Source organism: Mesorhizobium erdmanii (assembly GCF_013170725.1).
Lineage (GTDB): Bacteria > Pseudomonadota > Alphaproteobacteria > Rhizobiales > Rhizobiaceae > Mesorhizobium > Mesorhizobium erdmanii.
Genome location: NZ_CP033361.1, coordinates 2,746,873 through 2,765,582, shown reverse-complemented (window position 1 = coordinate 2,765,582; position 18,710 = coordinate 2,746,873). Strand labels below are relative to the sequence as shown.

Genomic DNA, 18,710 nt, shown 5'->3' with positions numbered 1-18,710 from the left:
GTATAATTCTTAACAGGATGGTCGACAGGATGCCCACCATTTCCCCCGGCACGCTCGCGGCTTTCCTGAAAGACCGGCGCACCCGGCTCGATCCCGCCTCCTTCGGCCTTTCCGGGCGCCGGCGCACGCCGGGACTGCGCCGCGAGGAGGTCGCCCAGCGCGCCAACATCAGCCCGACCTGGTACACATGGCTGGAACAGGGTCGCGGCGGCGCGCCTTCGGCGGACGTGCTGAACCGCATCGCCAAGGGGCTGCTCCTGACCGAGGCGGAGCGCGAACATCTCTTCATGCTCGGGCTCGGGCGCCCGCCGGAGGTCCGCTACCGGGGCGACGAGGGCGTCAGCCCCCGGCTGCAGCGCCTCATCGACACGCTCGATGCCAGCCCTGCCCTGATCAAGACGGCGACCTGGGACGTCGTTGCCTGGAACCGCGCCGCCGAGATCGTGCTGACCGACTATGGCACCATCCCCGCCGGCCGGCGCAACGTCCTGCGCTTCATGTTCCTCACGCCCCATATCCGCGCCAAACAGCACGATTGGCAAAACCTCGCCCGTTTCGTGGTCGGCGCCTTCCGGGCCGATGCGGCGCGTGCCGGCGCGGTGTCCGAGGTCACACGGCTGGTCGACGAACTGTGTGCCGGCAGCGCCGAGTTCGCCGCCCTGTGGCGGGAAAACGACGTGCTCGCCCATGGCGACGGAACCAAGCGCCTGAAGCACCCGGAACTGGGCGACATCGAGCTGGAATACTCGTCCTTCGCGGTCGACGGCCGGCCGGATTTGAACCTGACCGTCTACAACCCGGTAGACAGCGATGTCGCCGACCGCATTCGCGAGTTGGCCCGGCGAAAAGCAAAGGTCGAGTGACCACCCGCTGCGACAACGGCCGTCTTCAACGCCGTTCGCACACCGCCTTCAGGATCCGCAGGGTCGGCCCCCAGTAGAGATTGGCATGCGGGCGGATCGCCGGTTCGGCGAAGTCGCTGACCGTCAGCGTCAGCAGCGTCCCGCCATCCGCTGGCCCCAACGCAAAGCTGACCAGCGTGTGGTTTTCCGGCACATCCGCCAGGCGCGAGGCGGACAGCGTGCTCCAGTAGCTGTAGGCGAACCGCCTCTCCGGCTCGAACGCCCGCACCGTGCCGTGGTTCTCGAACGCCATGCCGTGCAGCAGCCCGCGCATCACGATCGCGCCACCGGCATGCCCTTCCAGGCTGACGGTAAGTTCCTCGTCCGACATCCATCTCGCAATCATCCCGGGCGTCGTCAGCACCCGCCAGACCGTGGCTGGTTCGGCATCGATGGCGATGCTCTTGACGATCGGCGCGGAAGGATCGGTCACGACCCGCTATCGCGAATGCGGGGGCGAGGCTATCGCCGCTTCCAGGGGCGCCGCATCCAGCACAGTCGTGCCGCTCCTTTCACCCCTGCCGGATCGCCTGCCGATCAGCGCGACGGCGGCGAAGGCCGCGATGCCGAACAGCCCGACCACGACATTGAGCCACAAGGCCGGGAAAACGCCGAGGCCCGATATCATCAAGGTGAGGCCGAACGGGGCGAAGGCGGAGCTGAACTGCCGCGCCGCCGTGATCCAGCCGACATAGGAACCGTAGCGTTCTTGCCCGAACAATTCGAGCGGCAGCGTGCCGCCGACAATGCTCATCAGGCCGGAGCCGAACCCGAACAGCACGGCGAACAGCATGGCGCCGGGTACGGATGGCGCCACCACGAGCAGCACCGCGAGGCCGCCGGCCAGCGCGCCGGTCGCGCCGAGCGCCAGCGATGTTTGCGTGAGGCCGCGGCCAAACAGCATATTGACCAGCCGGCTCGCCACTTGCGACGGGCCAAACAGGCTTGCCACCAGCACGGAGGCCCCGCCAAGCCCGACCAGGGAAAGCAAGGGCACCATCTGCACCAGAACAGCCGAAAGCATGAAGCCTTCTATGGCAAATCCGGCCAGCACCAGGACGAACAGCGGCGACCATCGCCGGCTAGGCGTGGTCGCCGACATGCCTGATGTCGCCGGGATGATCCGCTCGCGGGCCTTGCCGATGCGGCCCGAAAGCCGGGCCAGCCACCAATGGATCGGCAGGCAGACAAAGGCGTTGAGCGCGGCAAAGAGAATGAGAACCTCGCGCCAGCCGAGATGCTGGTGCAGCAGCGTCGTCAACGGCCAGAACAGGGTCGAGGCGAAGCCGGCGATCAAGGTGAGATGGGTGATGCCGCGACGCGCGCCGCCGAGCTGCACGATGGCGACGAAGGCCGTGCTGTAGAGCACGAAGCAGGAAGCGAGTTCCATGGCCAGCACGCCGAGCGCGAAGCCGGCGCGCCCCGGCGCCAGCGCGCAGATGAGCAACGCGCCCGCCGCTGCCAGCGATCCCGGCACCATCAGGCGCCCTGCCCCGATCCGGTCCGCGAGGCTGCCCGCGAACGGCGCCAGGACAGCGCTTGCCAACAGCGATACCGACAGCACGGCGAACACCCATTGCTGCGACCAGGCGAGTTCCGCTGCCATCGCCGGGGCCAGGATGCTGTAGCTGTAGTAGAGGGTGCCGTAGCCGATGATCTGGGTGGCGCCCAGCGCCCAGATGGCGGAGGCGGGAATCTTGGCGTCGTTCACTCGGCCGCTTCCATCTTGCCGACGCAGCCGCAACCGCTTTTGCCGGCAGCCTTGGCGTCGGCATCCGCCACGCAGCAGGCATCGATCGCCGCCGGCGCTGGTCCGCCGCAACAGCCTTGCGAGGCGCGGCCCGCCGGCACCGTGCAGACGCCGGTTTCGGGCAGCACGAGTTGCACCGCATCGGCGGCCGCCATGTCGCCGGCGATCGCCGCCGCGACCGAGCGGACCTGCTCGTAACCGGTCAACAGCAGGAAAGTCGGCGCGCGGCCATAGCTCTTGATGCCGACCGTGTAGAAGCCGGGCTCCGGATGGGCGAGCTCACGGTGGCCGTGCGGCGGCACGTCGCCACAGGAATGCTGGTTGGGATCGATGAGCGGACCGAGCGCCTTGACGCTTTCCAGCCACGGATCGAGATCGAGCCTGAGTTCCCTGGTCAGCGACAGGTCCGGGCGCTGCCCGGTCGCCGCGATGATGCGGTCGACGGGGCCGAGTTGCAGCACCCCCTCCTCGCCTTGCCCCTCGACGATCAGCCGGCCGTCCCGCTCGCTGATGGCAACCGTCGCAAAGCCCGTCACCAGCCTGACGCGGCCGCTTTCGGCGAGGTCGCGCACATCGGCGCCGAGTTCGCCGCGCGCCGGCAGTTGGTCCGCGTCGCCGCCGCCATAGATGCGCACGAGGTCGGTTCCGCGCACCGCCCAGATGAAGGCCGTGCGGGGCTCGGCATCCGCCAGCCTGGCAAGGTCGAGCAAGGCGTTGGCGGCCGAATGGCCGGAACCGGCAACCAGCGTCGTGCGGCCTGCATAAAGCGCGCGGTCGCGGCCCAGAATATCGGGGATGCCGTAGGCGATGCGATCGGCAAAATCCGCCTCGCCCGCCGCCGCGATGCCACCGGCGCCGAGCGGGTTGGGCGTGCGCCACGTCCCCGAAGCGTCGATGACCGCGCGGGCGCTGTCGCGCCTTATGCCATTAGCGGTCTCGACGACAAGCATGAACGGCCTGATGTCGCGCTGTTGACCGCGCACCTTGTCGGCGCCCCAGCGCGATATTGCAACGACACGCGCGCTGGTTTCGATCGCCGGCGAGACTTCCGGCAAGCTGGCGAGCGGCTCGAGATAGTGCGCGACGAGTTCGTCGGCGGTGGGAAACGCCTCCGGATCCGGCATCCGCCAGCCATGGCGTTCGAGCAGCGTTCCGGCGGTGTGGTCGACGCAATAGCGCCATGGCGTGAACACCCGGACATGGCCCCAATCGCGCAGATTGGCCGCGACGCCGCTGCCGGCTTCATAGAGTTTTACCGGCAGACCCCGGGCGATCAGGTGAACGGCGGCGGCCAGGCCAACCGGGCCGGCGCCGATGACGGCGATTGGCAAATCGTTTTGCATGGCCATACTTTCTATCCTTCCGGTATTATCGAAATAACAGGCAAAAGAAATCAGGCGGCCGCGTCGCTCGCGGAGCGATTGCAAGCCGCATCGGCGCAGCATTCGTCGGCCAGGAAGCCGATGAGATCGTTCATGACGGGATAGTTGGCGCGGCAGATCAGCGTCGTTGCCTGCCGCTCCTGGCTGACCAGCCCGGTCAGGATCAGGCGGTGCAGATGGTGCGACAGCGTCGAGGCGGCGATACCGAGGCTCTCCTGCAAAGTGCCGACCGGCCGGCCCGCCGCGCCGGCCCGGACCAGAATGCGATAGAGGTTCAGCCGCGTCGGATTGCCGAGCGCCTCGAGCTGCTTGGCTGCTTGTTCGAGTTTCATGGAAATAGGATGCTGCCAGCGACGGGCGCCGTCAAGCTATATTTCGAAAAATATCGAAATAGCGTCAGATCACCCGCTTGCTACCAGCGTCCACGACCACCTCGCCGTCCTCCTTGGTGAATGGGCCGATATCCGGGTTGGGCAGGATATCGAGCACCGCCTCGGATGGCCGGGCCAGCACGACGCCGAGTGGGCTCACCACGATCGGGCGGTTGATCAGGATCGGATGCGCCAGCATGAAATCGAGGATTTCGTCGTCGCTCCATTTGGCATCGCCAAGGCCGAGCTCGGCATAGGGCGTGCCCTTCTCGCGCAAAAGCTGGCGCGGGGTCATCGCCATTGCCGCGATCAGTTCGACGAGCTTTTCGCGCGACGGTGGCGTCTTCAGATATTCGATCACCTCCGGCTCTTCGCCGGACTGGCGGATGATCGCCAGCGTGTTGCGCGACGTGCCGCAGGCGGGGTTGTGATAGATGGTGATGGTCATTGCGGGGTCCTCCCGATGGATGCGGCGTGGACGGCGGCTCCCCGCTCGTACCAGCCTTTGCTTCGGTTCACGATCCACACCACGGAAAGCATGACGGGAACCTCGATCAGCACGCCCACCACGGTTGCGAGCGCCGCACCGGAATTCAGCCCGAAAAGCGCGATCGCCGCCGCGACCGCCAACTCGAAGAAGTTGGACGCGCCGATCAAGGCCGATGGTCCGGCCACGCAATGCCGCTCACCGGAGAGCCGGTTGAGCATGTAGGCGAGACCGGAGTTGAAATAGACCTGGATCAGGATCGGTACCGCCAGCAGCGCGATAACCATCGGCTGGGCAATGATCTGCTCGCCCTGGAAGCCGAACAACAGCACCAGCGTCGCCAGCAGGGCAATCAGCGACAAGGGCTGCATCGCGGCCAGCAGCGCATCGAGCCCGCCCTGCCCCTTGGCCGCCAGCAGGCGCCCGCGGATAAATTGGGCGAGGAGCACCGGCAGAATGATGTAAAGGGCAACCGACAGCACCAGTGTGCCCCATGGCACGGTGATCGCCGACAGCCCAAGCAGCAGCCCGACGATGGGCGCGAAGGCAACGATCATGATCGCGTCGTTGAGCGCCACCTGCGACAGCGTGAAGTTCGGCTCGCCGCGCGTCAGGTTAGACCAGACGAACACCATGGCCGTGCAAGGCGCGGCCGCGAGTATGATCAGCCCGGCAATGTAGGAATCGATTTGCGTCGCGGGCAACCAGGACCGGAACAGCCAGCCGATGAAGAGCCAGCCCAGCAGCGCCATGGAAAACGGCTTCACCGCCCAGTTTATGAAAAGAGTGACCCCGATCCCTCGCCAATAGGTGCCGACGCTGGCCAGCGAAGCGAAATCGACACGCAGCAGCATGGGCACGATCATCAGCCAGATCAGCACCGCGACGGGCATGTTGACCTTGGCGATCTCGGCGGACGCGATGGCGCCGAACACACCCGGCAGCAAATGACCCAGGGCAACGCCCGCGACGATGCACAGCGCCACCCACACCGTCAGGTATTTCTCGACGAAGCCGATGCTCGGCCGCGCCGTCTCGCCCCCACTCAGAATGTGATCCGACATTGTCACTCCTCTTGGCACGGTCGGCCCTGGGCAGTTTGCGGCCGAACTCGTCCAGCCGCTTCCGCAAGGCGAGCCGCTCACCTCAACATTTGCAGGTCACGGCCTGGATGATCGGCTGGCAAAGCTCCGGCGCGCCGTTGCAGCAATCCTCCATCAGATAGGCCAGGAGATCGCGGAACCCGGTCATGTCGGCCGTGTAGCGGATGCTGCGGCCTTCGCGTTCGGCATGCACCAGTCCGGCTTGGCCGAGGGTCTTCAAATGCGCCGACATGGTGTTCTGCACCGCGCCCAGGCGCGCCGCTATCTCGCCTGCCGGCACACCCTCGGCCCCGGCACGGACCAGCAGCCGGAACACCTCCAGCCGGGTTTCCTGGCCGAGTGCTACGAGCGCCAGCAATGCCGTTGTCTTGTCCATTAATCCATGCATCCAGATTTATGGATTAATAGCAACCGACGATGACATTGATATGACAGCCAGGGCTCACGCTTTGCGATGGGAAGCGCCCGGGCGCGGTTCGCTGAGATGCGGACGCCAGCCATGCACGCGGTCGCGTCCCGCGGCCTTGGCGCCATAGAGCGCCTCGTCGGCGCGCCGCAGCAGATCGGCGATCTCGATCGCGGCGCCGCCGTCGATGGTGCCGACCCCGATGCTGACGGTGACGATACCCTTTTCGCTGCCGGCATGCGCCAGAGCGAGGTCGCGCACCTTGCCTCTGAGGCTTTCGGCGATGACGAAGGCGCCCCGCGCGTCGGTTTCGGGCAGGATGAGCGCGAACTCCTCGCCGCCATAACGCGCCGCCGCGTCGGCTGGCCTCCGTGCCGTCGCCTCGATGCAACGGCTGACCGCGCGCAGGCATGCATCGCCCGCCGGATGGCCGTAAAGGTCGTTGAAGCGCTTGAACCAGTCGACGTCGATCAGCAGCAGGCTGAGCGGCGTCGCGTTGCGCCGGGCGCGGGCGAATTCGCGCGCCAGCGCGTCGTCGAAGGCCCGCCGCGTCAACAGTTCGGTCAGCCCGTCGCGGTGCGCCAGAAGGTTCAGCTTCTGGTTGGCCGAAAGCAATTCAGCCTCCACCTGCTTGGCCTCGGTTATGTCGGAATAGACGCTGAGGCTGCCGCCGTCGCCGGTCGGCCGCGTGCGCACATCGAGCCAGCGTCCGTCGGCGAGCCGGATCTGGCGGTGGCTGGCAATCGTCTGCAGGGCCATGATTTCGGCGATCCACGCCTCGACGGCGTCCGGCGGCGTGACGCTTTCGCCGCGCGCCACGGAAGTGCGCAGGATGTCGCGGTGGTCGGCCCCGGGCACTCTGATGTCGGCCGTCTTCGCAAACATGGCGCGGTACTGGCCGTTGCACAGCACCAGCCTGCCGTCGGGATCGAACATCACCAGGCCGTCGGCCATGTGCGTCAACGCGTCTCCGAGCCTTGCCTGGCTTTCCGCCAGTTCGCTCTCCAATTGCTTGCGCTGCGTGATGTCGCGATTGTGCGTGATCAGTCCGATGACAGTGCCGGCCTTGTCGCGAAACGGCGCCTTCAGCGTCGCCAGCCAGGCATCGGTGCCGTCCTCATGGTGCAGGTGCTGTTCGATGGTGGTGGAGACACCCGACGCCAGCACGGCAAGCTCGTCGTCGCGGAATTCTCGCGCCGTCTCACTGGGATAGAAGTCGAAATCCGTCTTGCCGATCAGCGCCTTGGCATTGGCCGCCTGCATCAATTCGGCCGTTGCCGGATTGGCGGCGATGAAGCGCCCCTCGAGGTCCTTGACGTTGAGGCAATCGGGCAAGGTCTCGACCACCGCCTTGAAGATGCGCCGCGATTGCAATGCCTCGATGCGCCGCCGCTCCTGGTAGAGCGCCAGCCCCGACATCGCCACGGAGACGAAAATCAACAGGCTGGACGGGAACACCACCTCGGGCAGAACCGTCTGGATGACCGGCTGCGGCAGGACGCTAAGGCCAAGCAAGGATCCACAGGCCGCCGCCGCACCCAGGATCATGATATCGGCCATGCCGGGCGAACGGCCCCTCAGCGCGAGATTGCCCACAATGCCGACCAGCATGGTGGCGGCGATCCCCACGGCGCCGGCGAAGGCACCGATGCCGCCCTCGAAGACCCGGAATGCTCCGGCCATGACGCCCGCGACGATACCGGCGACAGGACCGCCGAAGAAGCCGGCAACGGCAATCATCGTCGCCCTCAGATCGACCAGCACGCCCGGCTGCAGCTGCATCGGCGTCAGCATCAGGATGATGGCGCCGGCGCCCATGAGCACGCCGAAGGCCACCGCCTTGACCGGGGCCGGCAGGCGGTCCAGCCACACATGCGTGTGGATCCAGGCCGAAACGAACATCGCCACGACCGCCAGATTGGCCAGCAATTCGGACCAGGGCGAACCCATGCTTCACCTGTCCACGATGCGTCGGCCATGCGCGACGCGGCCTCTCGTGGATACGACCGGCGTGGAAACAAACCGTTACAGATCGCGTTTGGATTGTTCCGATATGGCTTCCCTGGGATAACCAGGATCGCGATCGACAGGTTGCGGTTTGCCGCAACGACATGCATTCCCGTATAAAAACAGGCACTTGCGCACGCCAATTGAATCTATTTCGACCCGGCGTGCTTTCACGATCGCAGCAGGGATTATCCGTCGATCTCAGGCTGCCGGCCGATTTCTGTGCTCCCACCACTCAACAAGATTTCCAAGGGAACGTCGCGGCCGGACGCGAGTTGTACCAGCGCAATCCAATCCCCGGAGGACAGTTTATGGCCAAGCGTCAAGAGCAACAGACGGATCTCACTCCAGCCGAAGCGACTGATCGCATCTGGGAGCTCGCCAAGGAAATCGACATCTGCATGTTTGTGACGTGGGACGGCGAATACAACCGCGCCAGGCCGCTATCCGCGCGTGTGTTCCGCGAAGAAAACGCGATCTATTTTCTCGTGAATGACGACAGCGCCAAGAACAAGCAACTGTCGACCTATCCGAAGGTGACCTTGGCCTGGAGTGACAGCAGCCATTACAAATACGTCACGATCTCTGGCCCCGCCGTGGTGACCAACGACAGACGAAGGATCGCCGAGTTGTGGGAGAAGACCGACGCGGCATGGTGGGACAACGCCGAGGATCCCGACATTCGTCTGATAACGGTCACGCCCGACGAAGGCGAACTGTGGGACAGCCCAGGACTGATCGTGGCATCCGCGAAGATGGTGTTTGCGGCTGTCACCGGCTCCAAGCCGAATGTCGGCGACAATGCCAAGGTCGAGCTCTGACCAAAGACCAATTTCTATCGGAGGCACCCATGTCCAATCCCGCGACGAAATATACGAGCGAGCCATTCAAGGAGCAGCGTCAGGAATGGCCGGCTCTTCAGCGCGCCATGGATCCGGTTCCCGACTGCGGCGAGACGAGCTATCGGGGATCAAACCGGCTGGCAGGCCGCAAGGCTCTTGTGACCGGGGGCGACTCTGGGATCGGACGCGCCGCCGTCATTGCGTTCGCACGGGAAGGTGCCGACGTGGCGATCAACTACTTTCCCAGCGAAGAGCCGGACGCGCAGGACGTGGCCGAGCTGATCCGCGCAGAGGGGAAAAAAGCCGTCCTGATCCCGGGAGACCTGACGGACCAGAAATTCTGCGTTGAGCTCGTCGAGCGGGCGCACCGCGAACTTGGCGGCCTCGACATTCTGGTAAACAACGCCGCCTATCAGCAATCCAAGCCGTCGATCGACGACATCAGTTTCGAGCAGTTCGACCGCACCCTGAAGACCAATCTCTACGCGATGTTCTGGATCACGAAGACAGCAATTCCGCTGATGAAGCCGGGCGCGGCGATCATCAACACCGCGTCCGTCAATTCCTTCAATCCCGGCGAGGAATTGCTCGACTACGCGACGACGAAAGGCGGCATTGCCATCTTCACCAAAGGCCTGGCAAAGCAGCTTGCCAAACGGGGCATACGCGTCAACGCCGTCGCGCCGGGGCCAGTGTGGACGCCGTTGCAGGTTGCTGGAGGCCAGTTGCCGGGGAAATTGGAGGAGTTCGGCCAGGATACTCCCCTCGGCCGGGCAGGTCAGCCGGCAGAGCTTGCGGCGCTTTTCGTCCTGCTTGCTTCGGGCGAAATCACCTATACGGACGGAAGCGTGTTTGGCGCCAATGGCGGCACAGGCGCAATCTGAGCGCAGGCAGAATTCGTAGCCCACGAGGCAGCCGACAAGGTCGAGATGATACTTTCGGATCTACGCTTGCACATCGAGGCGCTTCGCTACCAAACCCTCACCCCCACCGCATCCCACCGACGAAATCGATGAACGCCCTGAGCGGCGCCGGCGTCAGGCGGCGGCCGGGATAATAGAGGTATGGGCCGGAGAACTCCTGCCACCAGGGCTCCAGCACCGGCTCCAGCGCACCACTGTCGAAATAGGGGCGCAACCAGTCCTCGAACAGTGAGACGATGCCGCCGCCGGCGACCGACACCTCGAGCGCCAGCGCCATTGCCGTGCCGGTGCTGACCAGCAGCGGGCCGGTCGGTTCGACGCTCACCACCTCGCCGTCGCGTTCGAACTCCCAGGGCGGCGTCAGGCCGCTGGCGAAGCGGCCGCGCAGGCAGGCGTGATCGAGCAGGTCGCGCGGATGCTCGGGCCGGCCGTGCGTGTCGAGATAGGCCGGTGCGGCGGCGGCGGCAAAGCGCTGCCGGCGCGGACCGATCGGCACGGCGATCATGTCCTGCTCCAGCCGTTCGTCATAGCGGATGCCGGCGTCGCAGCCGCTCGCCAGTATGTCGACGAAACTGTCCTCGGCGGTCACCTCCATGCGGATTTCTGGATAGGCGGCGAGGAAGGGCGGCAACAGCCGCGGCAGCACCAGTTTCGCCGCGACGACCGGCACGTTGAGCCGCAGCGTGCCGGCCGGGCGGCCGCGAAAGCCGTTGACCACGTCGAGCGCCGCCTCGACCTCGCCGAGAGCCGGGCCAAGCCGCTCCAGCAGCCGCGCGCCGGCCTCGGTCGGCGCGACGCTGCGCGTGGTGCGGTTGAGGAGCCGCACGCCGAGCCCGGTCTCCAGCCGCCGCACCGTCTCCGACAGGCTGGAAGCGCTGACGCCGCCCGTTCTGGCCGCCTCGCGAAAACCGCCGGCGCGTGCCACCGCCATGAATGCCTGGAGGTCCCCCAGATCCATCGCCATTGTTCGCCTTCCCGCACGGGGTGTGCCGATTACACCATATTATCGCGCAGCCGCGCTATGTCTACATTGGGCCGATCCAAAGGAGATGAGACCATGACCGACATCAGCAAGGCCGGAACCTATAAACTCGGCGACCGCACCGTGAAGCGCCTCGGCTATGGCGCCATGCAGCTGGCTGGACCCGGCGTCTTCGGACCGCCCAAGGACCGCGACGCGGCGCTCGCCGTGCTGCGCGAGGCGATCGCCAGCGGCGTCGACCACATCGACACATCGGATTTCTATGGCCCTCACGTCACCAACCAGATCATCCGCGAGGCGCTGCATCCCTACCCCGCCAACCTCACCATCGTCACCAAGATCAGCGCCAGGCGCGACGACAAGGGCGCATGGCTTCCCGCCATGTCGCCGAAGGAGTTGACGCAGGCCGTGCATGACAATTTGCGAAATCTCGGGCTGGACGTGATGGAGGTGGTGAACCTGCGCTCCATGCATGGCATCCATGGCCCCGCCGAAGGATCGCTCGAGCCGCAATTGAACACGCTTGCCGAATTGCAGCGCCAGGGCCTGGTGCGCCATATCGGCCTGAGCAATGTCACCCGCACCCAGATCGCGCAGGGACGCAACATCGCCGACATCGTCTGCGTGCAGAACCAGTACAACATTGCCCATCGCCAGGATGACGCGCTGATCGACGAGCTGGCCGCCGACGGCATCGCCTATGTGCCGTTCTTCCCGCTCGGCGGCTTCAGCCCGCTGCAGTCGGACACGCTGGCCAATGTCGCGCAAAAGCTTGGCGCGACCCCGATGCAGGTGGCGCTCGCCTGGCTGTTGCGGCGCGCGCCAAACATCCTGCTCATCCCGGGCACCTCCTCGGTCGATCACCTCCGCGAAAACCTGGCGGCGGCGGAGCTGGACCTGCCGGCTAACGCGATCGCCGTGCTGAACGGCATCGCCGGCGAAGCCAGCCAGGCCGCCTGAGGCATTTCAAGCCCCTTTGCCGGGCGACAGCTTCGCCCGGCAAAGGGACGCATCGCGCTCGCAACGCTATAAGCGTCACCCATTGACGTAGTCGCCTGATGCCTTTATAGAACCTGTTAGTTCCAGAACTATATGGTTCCATAATGGTAGCTGAAATCTCCCTCGACGACACATTCGCCGCACTTGCCGACCCGACGCGCCGGGCGATCCTGGCCCGCCTGCTCGACGGCGAAGCCTCGGTTGCCGAACTGGCGCAGCCCTTCGCGCTCACCGTGCGCGCCGTCTCCAAACATGTCGGCGTGCTGGAACAGGCCGGTCTCGTCACCCGCAGCCGGGCGGCGCAGAAGCATCTGAGCCGCATCGAACTCAAGCCGCTGCGCGATATCGACCGCTGGCTCGACGATTACCGCAAACTCTGGGAAGACCGTTTCGACCTCATGGAGGATTTGCTGCGGCGCAACGCGGACAGGCCGGAATGAGCACGCCCGCAACGACCGACCGCAGCTTCGCCATCGAACGGATCTTCAATGCTCCTGTCGAGCGCGTCTTCCGGCTGTGGACCGATCCGGCGCTGGTGGCCGGGTGGTGGGGCATCAAGGACTGCACCATTCCCTTTTGCGCGCTCGACGTGCGCGTCGGCGGCCGCTGGCGCATCGACATGCTGACCGCCAGCGGCACGCTTTATCGCAACCAGGGCAGTTATCTCGAAGTGGTCGAGAATGTCAGGCTGAGCTACCGCGACGAACCGGATCCTGAAATCCGCGAATGGGCCGGCAAACCGCCAGGCCACAGCCGCCATACCGTGACCTTCACGCCGCACGGCAAGCGCACCCATGTCCATTTCGAGGTGACGCTGGCCAGTGCCGCCGACCGCGAGCGCCTGCTGGCGCTCGGCATGGGCGGCGGCTGGATGCAGAGCTTCGAGCGGCTGGAGCAGCTGATAGCCAAGGAGACCAACCATGCTGGCTGAGAACGCGAAACCCACCACGCAGGCCATTTTGTCGGGGGCCGTGCTGTCGCGGGATGGGACGCCGATCGCCTGCGAGCGCCGCGGCCAGGGCCATCCGCTCATTCTCGTCGACGGCGCGCTCTGCTCGCGCACCATGGGTCCGAGTGGCCCGCTGGCCAAGGCGCTGGAAAGCAGCTTCACCGTGTTTCGCTACGACCGCCGCGGCCGTGGCGACAGCGGCGACACCTTGCCCTACGCGGTCGAGCGCGAGGTCGACGACATCGAGGCGGTGCTGATGGCCGCCGGTGGCGAGGCCTATCTCTGGGGCATGTCGTCAGGCGCCATGCTGGCGCTGATGGCCGCAAGCCGCCTGCCCGGCATCAGGAAACTCGCGCTCTACGAAGCGCCGCTGATCGTCGACGACAGCCGGGCGACCACGCAAGGCGACTGGGCAACGATCCGACGGGCGGTCGCCGAAGGCCGGCGCGGCGACGCCGTGGCCGCCTTCCTCAAATCGGTAGGCATGCCCAGCCTGCTCATCGTCCTCATGAAGCTGATGCCGATCTGGCGCAAGCTCAAGGCGGTGGCGCACACGCTGCCTTATGACGGCGCCATCGTCGCCGGCGATCAGCTCGGCAAGCCGCTCGATCCCGCCCGCTGGGCCTCGGTGAAAGTGCAGACGCTGGTGACCGATGGCGGCAAGAGCCCGCCATGGATGCAACACGGCAACGAGGCCTTGGCACAGGCTCTGCCCAATGCCCGCCACCGGACATTGGCGGGCCAGAACCACATGCTGAAACCCGCCGCGCACGCGCCCGTGCTGACGGAGTTCTTCAACGAGCGAGGTTAGGCGCGGTCGATAACCCGAAGTAGAAAAAGGAAATTCTTTGATGCAGCTTCGCCATATCCTCATCAAGGTTGACGACCAGGACAAGGCGCTGGCCTTCTACACCTCGGTCCTCGGCTTTGTGAAAAAGCGCGACTACGATGGTGGCCAGGCCCGCTGGCTGACGGTGGTGTCTCCGGACCAGGCCGACGGCGCTGAACTGGTGCTTGAGCCCAACCGCGATGCGCCAGCGCGTGCCGCGCAGAAAGCGCTCCATGACGCTCACTTCCCGGCGGCCCTGATCACGTGCCGCGATATCCAGGCCGACTACGACCGCCTCGCCGGGCGCGGCGTGAAATTTCTCGGACCGCCGCGGCGGATGGGCCCGGTCAGCGCCGCCTTCTTTGATGACACCTGCGGCAACGTCATCGTGATGGCTGAGCAACCCGGTTAACACGCGAGCGCCTTCACGGTCCGTCGGCACCGCAACCAGCCGGGGTGCCGGGCACGTGATCGGGAACAGGCGGCCTGATTCTGACCTGGATCAACTTCGCTTCGTTAAAGGCTGCTAGAGTCGCGGCGGCCGGAACTCGAAGGCACGATCAGGAGAGAAGCATGAGCCGCCTGCATGTCGAAAACCATCTGGTGTCGCGCATCGGTTGGCTGCGCGCCGCCGTTCTGGGGGCCAATGACGGCATCGTCTCGACCGCGAGCCTGATCGTCGGCGTGGCGTCCGCCGCCGCCCCGACCTCGCAGGTTCTGGTCGCGGGCATCGCCGGGCTGGTCGCGGGCGCCATGTCGATGGCTGCCGGCGAATATGTCTCGGTCAGTTCCCAGTCGGACACCGAGAATGCCGACCTCGCCCGCGAACGCGAGGAACTCAGGACCCAGCCCGAATTCGAGCGCGAGGAACTCGCCCAGATCTACGTCAAGCGCGGTCTGGAGACGGGCCTGGCGCGCCAGGTCGCCGATCAGCTGATGGCTAGGGATGCTCTGGCCGCGCATGCCCATGACGAACTCGGCATTTCGGAAATGACCACGGCGCGGCCGATCCAGGCGGCGCTGACCTCGGCGGCGACCTTCAGCGTGGGCGCGGCGATGCCGCTCATCATGGTGCTGGTCTCGCCTCGCGCCACGCTGGTGCTGGCGGTGTCGGTAGCCTCCCTGCTTTTCCTCGGCTTGCTGGGCGCCATCGGCGCCAAGGCCGGCGGCGCCAACATCCTTCGCGCAACCCTGCGCGTCACCTTCTGGGGCGCCTTGGCCATGGCACTCACCGCCGGCATCGGCGCGCTGGTCGGCACGGCGGTGTGAGCGGCCTGCCAGGGTCCTAAAGCGCGTCGCGTCGAAACGGATTCATGCGACGCGCTTTAGGTCCTTGTTTTTATGCATGTCGTTCTCCCAGAACCGAGGTCACTTCTGGGCGACATGCATTAGAAAGCCGATCCTGATGGCTGCGGCAGGCGGCCTTCGAACAGCGCGCTCTGGTCGCGGACGGCCGCCACCATGTGTTCGCGAAACACCCTGATGCGCTTGGTTCGCTTGAGATCCGGATGGTAGAGCAGCCACAGCCCGAGATCATGGACCGGGTCCGGTTGGCGAAAGCGCTCAAGTTCGCTGGCGCTGTCGCCCATGAAGCAAGGCAGATAGGCGAGGCCCAGCCCCTGTTTCAGCGCGGCGAGCGTCAACAGCGTGTCGTCGACGAAGAAACTATGGCGGTGATCCGGGCAGGCCGCATGGGTCCAGGATTGGTGGAAGGCGCAGCACTCCACCCCGATCCAGAGCGGCTGGGCGCCGCTGGCGCGCAAGCCCCCGAGATAGCGCCGCTCTCCGTAGACGGCCGAGGCGACACTGGTGAGCCGTGTTCCGACCAGCGTGTCGAGCGGCGTGTTGGTCAGCCGGATGGCGATGTCGGCATGGCGTTCCGCCAGGCTGACATATTTGTTGGAAACCTGCACATGCAGCCGGATATCCGGGTAGGCCTCGCTGAAGCCGGCGAAGATCGGCATCAGCACGGATGAAGCCATGTTGTTGATCGCCGACACCCTGAGCTCGCCGGCGACCCGGTCTTCCTGACCGCCGAGCGCGCCTTCGACCTCGAGCACCTCCAGCTCCATCTTGCCGGCCGCCATCCGCAGCTCGTCGCCGGCGGGCGTCAGCTCGTAGCCGGATTTCTTGCGCTCGATCAGCCGGGTTCCGAGTTGCGTCTCCAGCAGCCGGATACGGCGCGACACGGTGGAATGCTGGATGTTCATGCGTTTTGCGGCGCCGCTGATCGAGCCGTCGCGCGCGACGGCCAGGAAAATCCGCAAGTCATCCCAATGCATCCTGGACCCCGATCCGTGCAATTTTGCAAAATGGGCGTCGAGATTTCGAGAATGGCACCAGAATTACGCGATCCCTAGGGTTTCCGGCAAGGCAATAGTGCCTTTAGGGGAGAACGCCATGACCGTGCAGCAACCGATTTTCGATCCAGCAAAGTTCAAGGAAACCACGCGCAAGCAATGGGACAGCGCCGCCGAAGCCTGGAACCGCTGGGGTCCGCTCCTGACCCGCTGGCTCGGACCCGCCACCGAACTGATGCTTGATATGACTGATGTCGGCAAGGGTAGCCGCGTTCTCGATGTCGCCGCCGGCGCCGGCGAACAGACGCTGACCGCCGCACGGCGTGTCGGGCCGACGGGCTATGTGCTGGCCACTGACATCTCGGCGGGCATTCTCGCCTTCGCCGCCGATAACGCGAAGCTGGCCGGTTATGCCAATGTCGATACCGCCGCGGCCGACGGCGAAATGCTGGACGCCATATCGGCCGAACCGTTCGACGCGGTGATCTCGCGCGTCGGGCTGATCTATTTTCCCGACCAGAACCGGGCGCTGGGCGGCATGCGCGGCCATCTCAAGCCAGGCGGCAAGGTTGGCGCCATCGTTTATTCCACCGCCGACAGGAACCTGTTCTTCTCGATTCCGGTCGGCATCATCCGTCGCCGTGCCGCCCTGCCCGCGCCGCTGCCCGGCCAGCCCGGACCGTTCAGCCTGGGTGACCCCGCAGTGCTCGCCAAGCGCCTGACCGATGCCGGTTTCCATGACGTGCGCATCGAGAAGGTAAACGCGCCGGTGCGCCTTCGGTCGGCGCTCGAATGCCTGCAGTTCGAGCAGGAATCCTTCGGCGCGCTGCACCAGATGCTGGCCGGCTTGTCGCCCAGCGAGCAGGATGACGCCTGGGCGGAAATCGAGACCGCGCTTGGCCAGTTCGAACATGATGGACAGTTCGAAGGGCCATGCGAAATGCTGGTCGCCGCCGCCATCAGATAGACCGCCCCTGGAGCTTGAGCAGCATCTGATGCGCATGATAGCCAAGGCAATCCCGGGCGAACAGTTCGCCCCACCCATCAGGCAATGTGCCGGCGGCACGCTCGCCGGCACGCCGCACAAGCGATCCGGAACGACAAAGCAGGACATGACGCGACGCCAGCCACGAAGTACCAGCCTTCCTCCCACTGGCAAGCCCCCCATTGGCAAGTCATTGGGCGTCAGCCTGCACCGCGCGCTGTCGAAACTCGGCTTGTGCTCGCGCACGCAGGCGCAGGTGCTGATCGCGGAGGGCCGCGTGCGCGTAAATGGCAAGGTGGTGCGCGATGTCTCACTGCGCGTCGACCTGGACCGCGACCGCATCGTCGTCGACGACAAACCGGTGGTGGCCGAGCGCAAGGTCTATCTGATGCTGAACAAGCCGCGCGGGCTGGTCACCACCCGCGACGACCCGCAGCAGCGCGACACCGTCTACACCTGCCTGGAAGGGCTCGATCTGCCCTTCGTCTCGCCGGTCGGCCGGTTGGACAAGGCGAGCGAAGGCCTGCTGTTGATGACCAACGACACGCATTTCGCCAACCGGTTGATGGACCCGGCCTCGCATCTGCCCAAGACCTATCATGTCCAGGTCGGCACGGTGCCCGACGCGACGATGCTGGAGGCGCTGCACGCGGGCGTCACCGTCGACGGGGAAACCCTGACGGCCAACTCCATCGCGCTTTTGCGCAGCGGCGGCCGCACCGCCTGGCTGGAGATCGTGCTCGACGAGGGCCGCAACCGCCACATCCGCCGCCTGCTCGCCGCGCACGGCATCGAGGTCAAGCGCCTCATCCGCATCGCCATCGGCCGCCTGCCGCTCGGCGATCTGGCCAAGGGCACGGCGCGGCATTTGACGGCTGAGGAACTGGCGCTGCTCGCGGACTGACCAACCGTCCCGCCCGCCAGGCCCGAAGTGGCCTGGCCATTCATCGCGGAACGCGCGGCCAGAGCGGTCGATCAGGCCTTGTTGGTGATCCACATGCTTGGCGCGCCGACCACGCCGGCGCTCGCCATCGCCTCTTTCAATTTCGGGTTTTGGATGAAGGCTTGCGCCTCGGCGACATTGCCGAAATCATGCGTCACGGTGACGTCGTTGGGATTGTCCGCCGCCTGATAGACGGTCTCGGCCTTCACGCCACCGGCCTTTTGCACCGGAGCGAATCCGTCATAGATTTTGCGCCAGGCCTTGTAGTCGGACACGGTATGTCTCACGAACAAAGTCGTCATCTTCCATTCCTCCCAGGTTGCGCCCAAGAGATCGGCGATGGGCCGTCCAGTCTATCGCTCCGTTCATGTCTTTGACAAATGGTCAAACGAATGAGAGCGCCTTGACTAGCGGACCGAGAATAATTCTTCACCGCGCACCGATGATTTCCGCCCACTCCCGCTGTCCTTATCCATAGGCGCCGGAATCCTCCGGGCCGGAAGAAGCGAGGTGATCCATGGGATCGTTGCAAGGTCAAAAGGTCGTAGTG

22 protein-coding genes are annotated in these 18,710 nt (G+C 65.5%); 11 read left to right on the top strand and 11 right to left on the bottom strand.

Features of this window, described 5'->3' with window-relative positions; genetic code table 11:
- Window positions 1-17 precede the first annotated feature (17 nt).
- Window positions 18-863, top strand: coding sequence for a helix-turn-helix transcriptional regulator (locus EB233_RS13385; RefSeq protein WP_081294018.1), 846 nt, complete (start codon window positions 18-20; stop codon window positions 861-863).
- Window positions 864-888: 25 nt separating this feature from the next.
- Here EB233_RS13385 and EB233_RS13380 read toward each other — a convergent pair whose 3' ends face one another.
- The 8 genes from EB233_RS13380 to EB233_RS13345 all read right to left on the bottom strand — a co-directional run bounded on the left by EB233_RS13380 (window position 889) and on the right by EB233_RS13345 (window position 8,351).
- Window positions 889-1,335 (bottom strand): SRPBCC family protein, encoded by a 447-nt coding sequence (locus EB233_RS13380; protein WP_064989091.1) that lies wholly within the window; start codon window positions 1,333-1,335, stop codon window positions 889-891.
- A 6-nt stretch (window positions 1,336-1,341) separates the two neighbouring features.
- Entirely contained in the window at window positions 1,342-2,613 is a 1,272-nt protein-coding gene (gene arsK / locus EB233_RS13375; protein ID WP_064989092.1) for an arsenite efflux MFS transporter ArsK, read from the bottom strand.
- Entirely contained in the window at window positions 2,610-4,001 is a 1,392-nt protein-coding gene (locus tag EB233_RS13370) for an NAD(P)-binding protein (RefSeq protein WP_064989093.1), read from the bottom strand. Before EB233_RS13370 ends, arsK begins: the two co-directional genes overlap by 4 nt.
- A 44-nt stretch (window positions 4,002-4,045) precedes the next feature.
- Window positions 4,046-4,366: an ArsR/SmtB family transcription factor gene (locus tag EB233_RS13365; protein ID WP_064989094.1), complete on the bottom strand. Its 321-nt coding sequence runs from the start codon at window positions 4,364-4,366 to the stop codon at window positions 4,046-4,048.
- A gap of 64 nt (window positions 4,367-4,430) precedes the next feature.
- Entirely contained in the window at window positions 4,431-4,853 is a 423-nt protein-coding gene (gene arsC / locus EB233_RS13360; RefSeq protein WP_064989095.1) for an arsenate reductase (glutaredoxin), read from the bottom strand.
- The gene (gene arsB / locus EB233_RS13355; RefSeq protein ID WP_064989096.1) at window positions 4,850-5,956 is read right to left on the bottom strand and encodes an ACR3 family arsenite efflux transporter; all 1,107 of its coding nucleotides are present in this window, start codon (window positions 5,954-5,956) and stop codon (window positions 4,850-4,852) included. The genes arsC and arsB overlap by 4 nt, the downstream gene beginning before the upstream one ends.
- A gap of 82 nt (window positions 5,957-6,038) precedes the next feature.
- Window positions 6,039-6,371 (bottom strand): ArsR/SmtB family transcription factor, encoded by a 333-nt coding sequence (locus tag EB233_RS13350; protein WP_064989097.1) that lies wholly within the window; start codon window positions 6,369-6,371, stop codon window positions 6,039-6,041.
- Window positions 6,372-6,437: 66 nt separating this feature from the next.
- On the bottom strand, window positions 6,438-8,351 hold the full coding sequence (locus EB233_RS13345) for a diguanylate cyclase (protein WP_064989098.1): 1,914 nt from the start codon (window positions 8,349-8,351) through the stop codon (window positions 6,438-6,440).
- 221 nt (window positions 8,352-8,572) lie between these two features.
- On the opposite strand from EB233_RS13345, the gene EB233_RS13340 reads away from it, so the two are divergent.
- Both EB233_RS13340 and EB233_RS13335 read left to right on the top strand, forming a co-directional pair.
- Window positions 8,573-9,229, top strand: coding sequence for a pyridoxamine 5'-phosphate oxidase family protein (locus EB233_RS13340; protein WP_244277639.1), 657 nt, complete (start codon window positions 8,573-8,575; stop codon window positions 9,227-9,229).
- Between the two features lie 107 nt (window positions 9,230-9,336).
- Window positions 9,337-10,134 carry an SDR family oxidoreductase gene (locus tag EB233_RS13335; RefSeq protein WP_425487730.1) on the top strand — a complete coding sequence of 266 codons (798 nt, stop codon included), beginning with the start codon at window positions 9,337-9,339 and terminating at the stop codon, window positions 10,132-10,134.
- A gap of 97 nt (window positions 10,135-10,231) precedes the next feature.
- On the opposite strand, the gene EB233_RS13330 is transcribed toward EB233_RS13335, so the two are convergent.
- A complete protein-coding gene (locus tag EB233_RS13330) occupies window positions 10,232-11,137 on the bottom strand; it encodes a LysR family transcriptional regulator (protein ID WP_064989100.1) in 906 nt (301 codons plus the stop codon).
- Window positions 11,138-11,230: 93 nt separating this feature from the next.
- Here EB233_RS13330 and EB233_RS13325 point away from each other — a divergent pair, with 93 nt between their 5' ends.
- The 6 genes from EB233_RS13325 (at window position 11,231) to EB233_RS13300 (ending at window position 15,201) form a co-directional block, all read left to right on the top strand.
- Complete coding sequence (locus tag EB233_RS13325) at window positions 11,231-12,115, top strand: aldo/keto reductase family oxidoreductase (RefSeq protein ID WP_064989101.1); 885 nt, start codon at window positions 11,231-11,233, stop codon at window positions 12,113-12,115.
- A 143-nt stretch (window positions 12,116-12,258) separates the two neighbouring features.
- Complete coding sequence (locus EB233_RS13320; RefSeq protein ID WP_064989102.1) at window positions 12,259-12,594, top strand: ArsR/SmtB family transcription factor; 336 nt, start codon at window positions 12,259-12,261, stop codon at window positions 12,592-12,594.
- Window positions 12,591-13,085 carry an SRPBCC family protein gene (locus EB233_RS13315; protein ID WP_064989103.1) on the top strand — a complete coding sequence of 165 codons (495 nt, stop codon included), beginning with the start codon at window positions 12,591-12,593 and terminating at the stop codon, window positions 13,083-13,085. The genes EB233_RS13320 and EB233_RS13315 overlap by 4 nt, the downstream gene beginning before the upstream one ends.
- On the top strand, window positions 13,075-13,914 hold the full coding sequence (locus tag EB233_RS13310) for an alpha/beta fold hydrolase (RefSeq protein WP_064989104.1): 840 nt from the start codon (window positions 13,075-13,077) through the stop codon (window positions 13,912-13,914). The genes EB233_RS13315 and EB233_RS13310 overlap by 11 nt, the downstream gene beginning before the upstream one ends.
- Window positions 13,915-13,954: 40 nt before the next feature.
- Entirely contained in the window at window positions 13,955-14,344 is a 390-nt protein-coding gene (locus EB233_RS13305; RefSeq protein ID WP_027052219.1) for a VOC family protein, read from the top strand.
- 161 nt (window positions 14,345-14,505) lie between these two features.
- Window positions 14,506-15,201 (top strand): VIT1/CCC1 transporter family protein, encoded by a 696-nt coding sequence (locus EB233_RS13300; protein WP_064989105.1) that lies wholly within the window; start codon window positions 14,506-14,508, stop codon window positions 15,199-15,201.
- Window positions 15,202-15,320: 119 nt separating this feature from the next.
- Here the strand turns inward: EB233_RS13300 and EB233_RS13295 are convergent, their stop codons facing one another.
- The gene (locus tag EB233_RS13295; protein ID WP_064989106.1) at window positions 15,321-16,214 is read right to left on the bottom strand and encodes a LysR family transcriptional regulator; all 894 of its coding nucleotides are present in this window, start codon (window positions 16,212-16,214) and stop codon (window positions 15,321-15,323) included.
- A 118-nt stretch (window positions 16,215-16,332) separates the two neighbouring features.
- On the opposite strand from EB233_RS13295, the gene EB233_RS13290 reads away from it, so the two are divergent.
- The gene (locus EB233_RS13290; protein WP_064989107.1) at window positions 16,333-17,199 is read left to right on the top strand and encodes a class I SAM-dependent methyltransferase; all 867 of its coding nucleotides are present in this window, start codon (window positions 16,333-16,335) and stop codon (window positions 17,197-17,199) included.
- Window positions 17,200-17,344: 145 nt separating this feature from the next.
- Window positions 17,345-18,121: a pseudouridine synthase gene (locus tag EB233_RS13285; RefSeq protein ID WP_064989154.1), complete on the top strand. Its 777-nt coding sequence runs from the start codon at window positions 17,345-17,347 to the stop codon at window positions 18,119-18,121.
- 71 nt (window positions 18,122-18,192) lie between these two features.
- Here EB233_RS13285 and EB233_RS13280 read toward each other — a convergent pair whose 3' ends face one another.
- Entirely contained in the window at window positions 18,193-18,462 is a 270-nt protein-coding gene (locus tag EB233_RS13280; protein ID WP_027052214.1) for a hypothetical protein, read from the bottom strand.
- Between the last annotated feature and the right edge of the window lie 248 nt (window positions 18,463-18,710).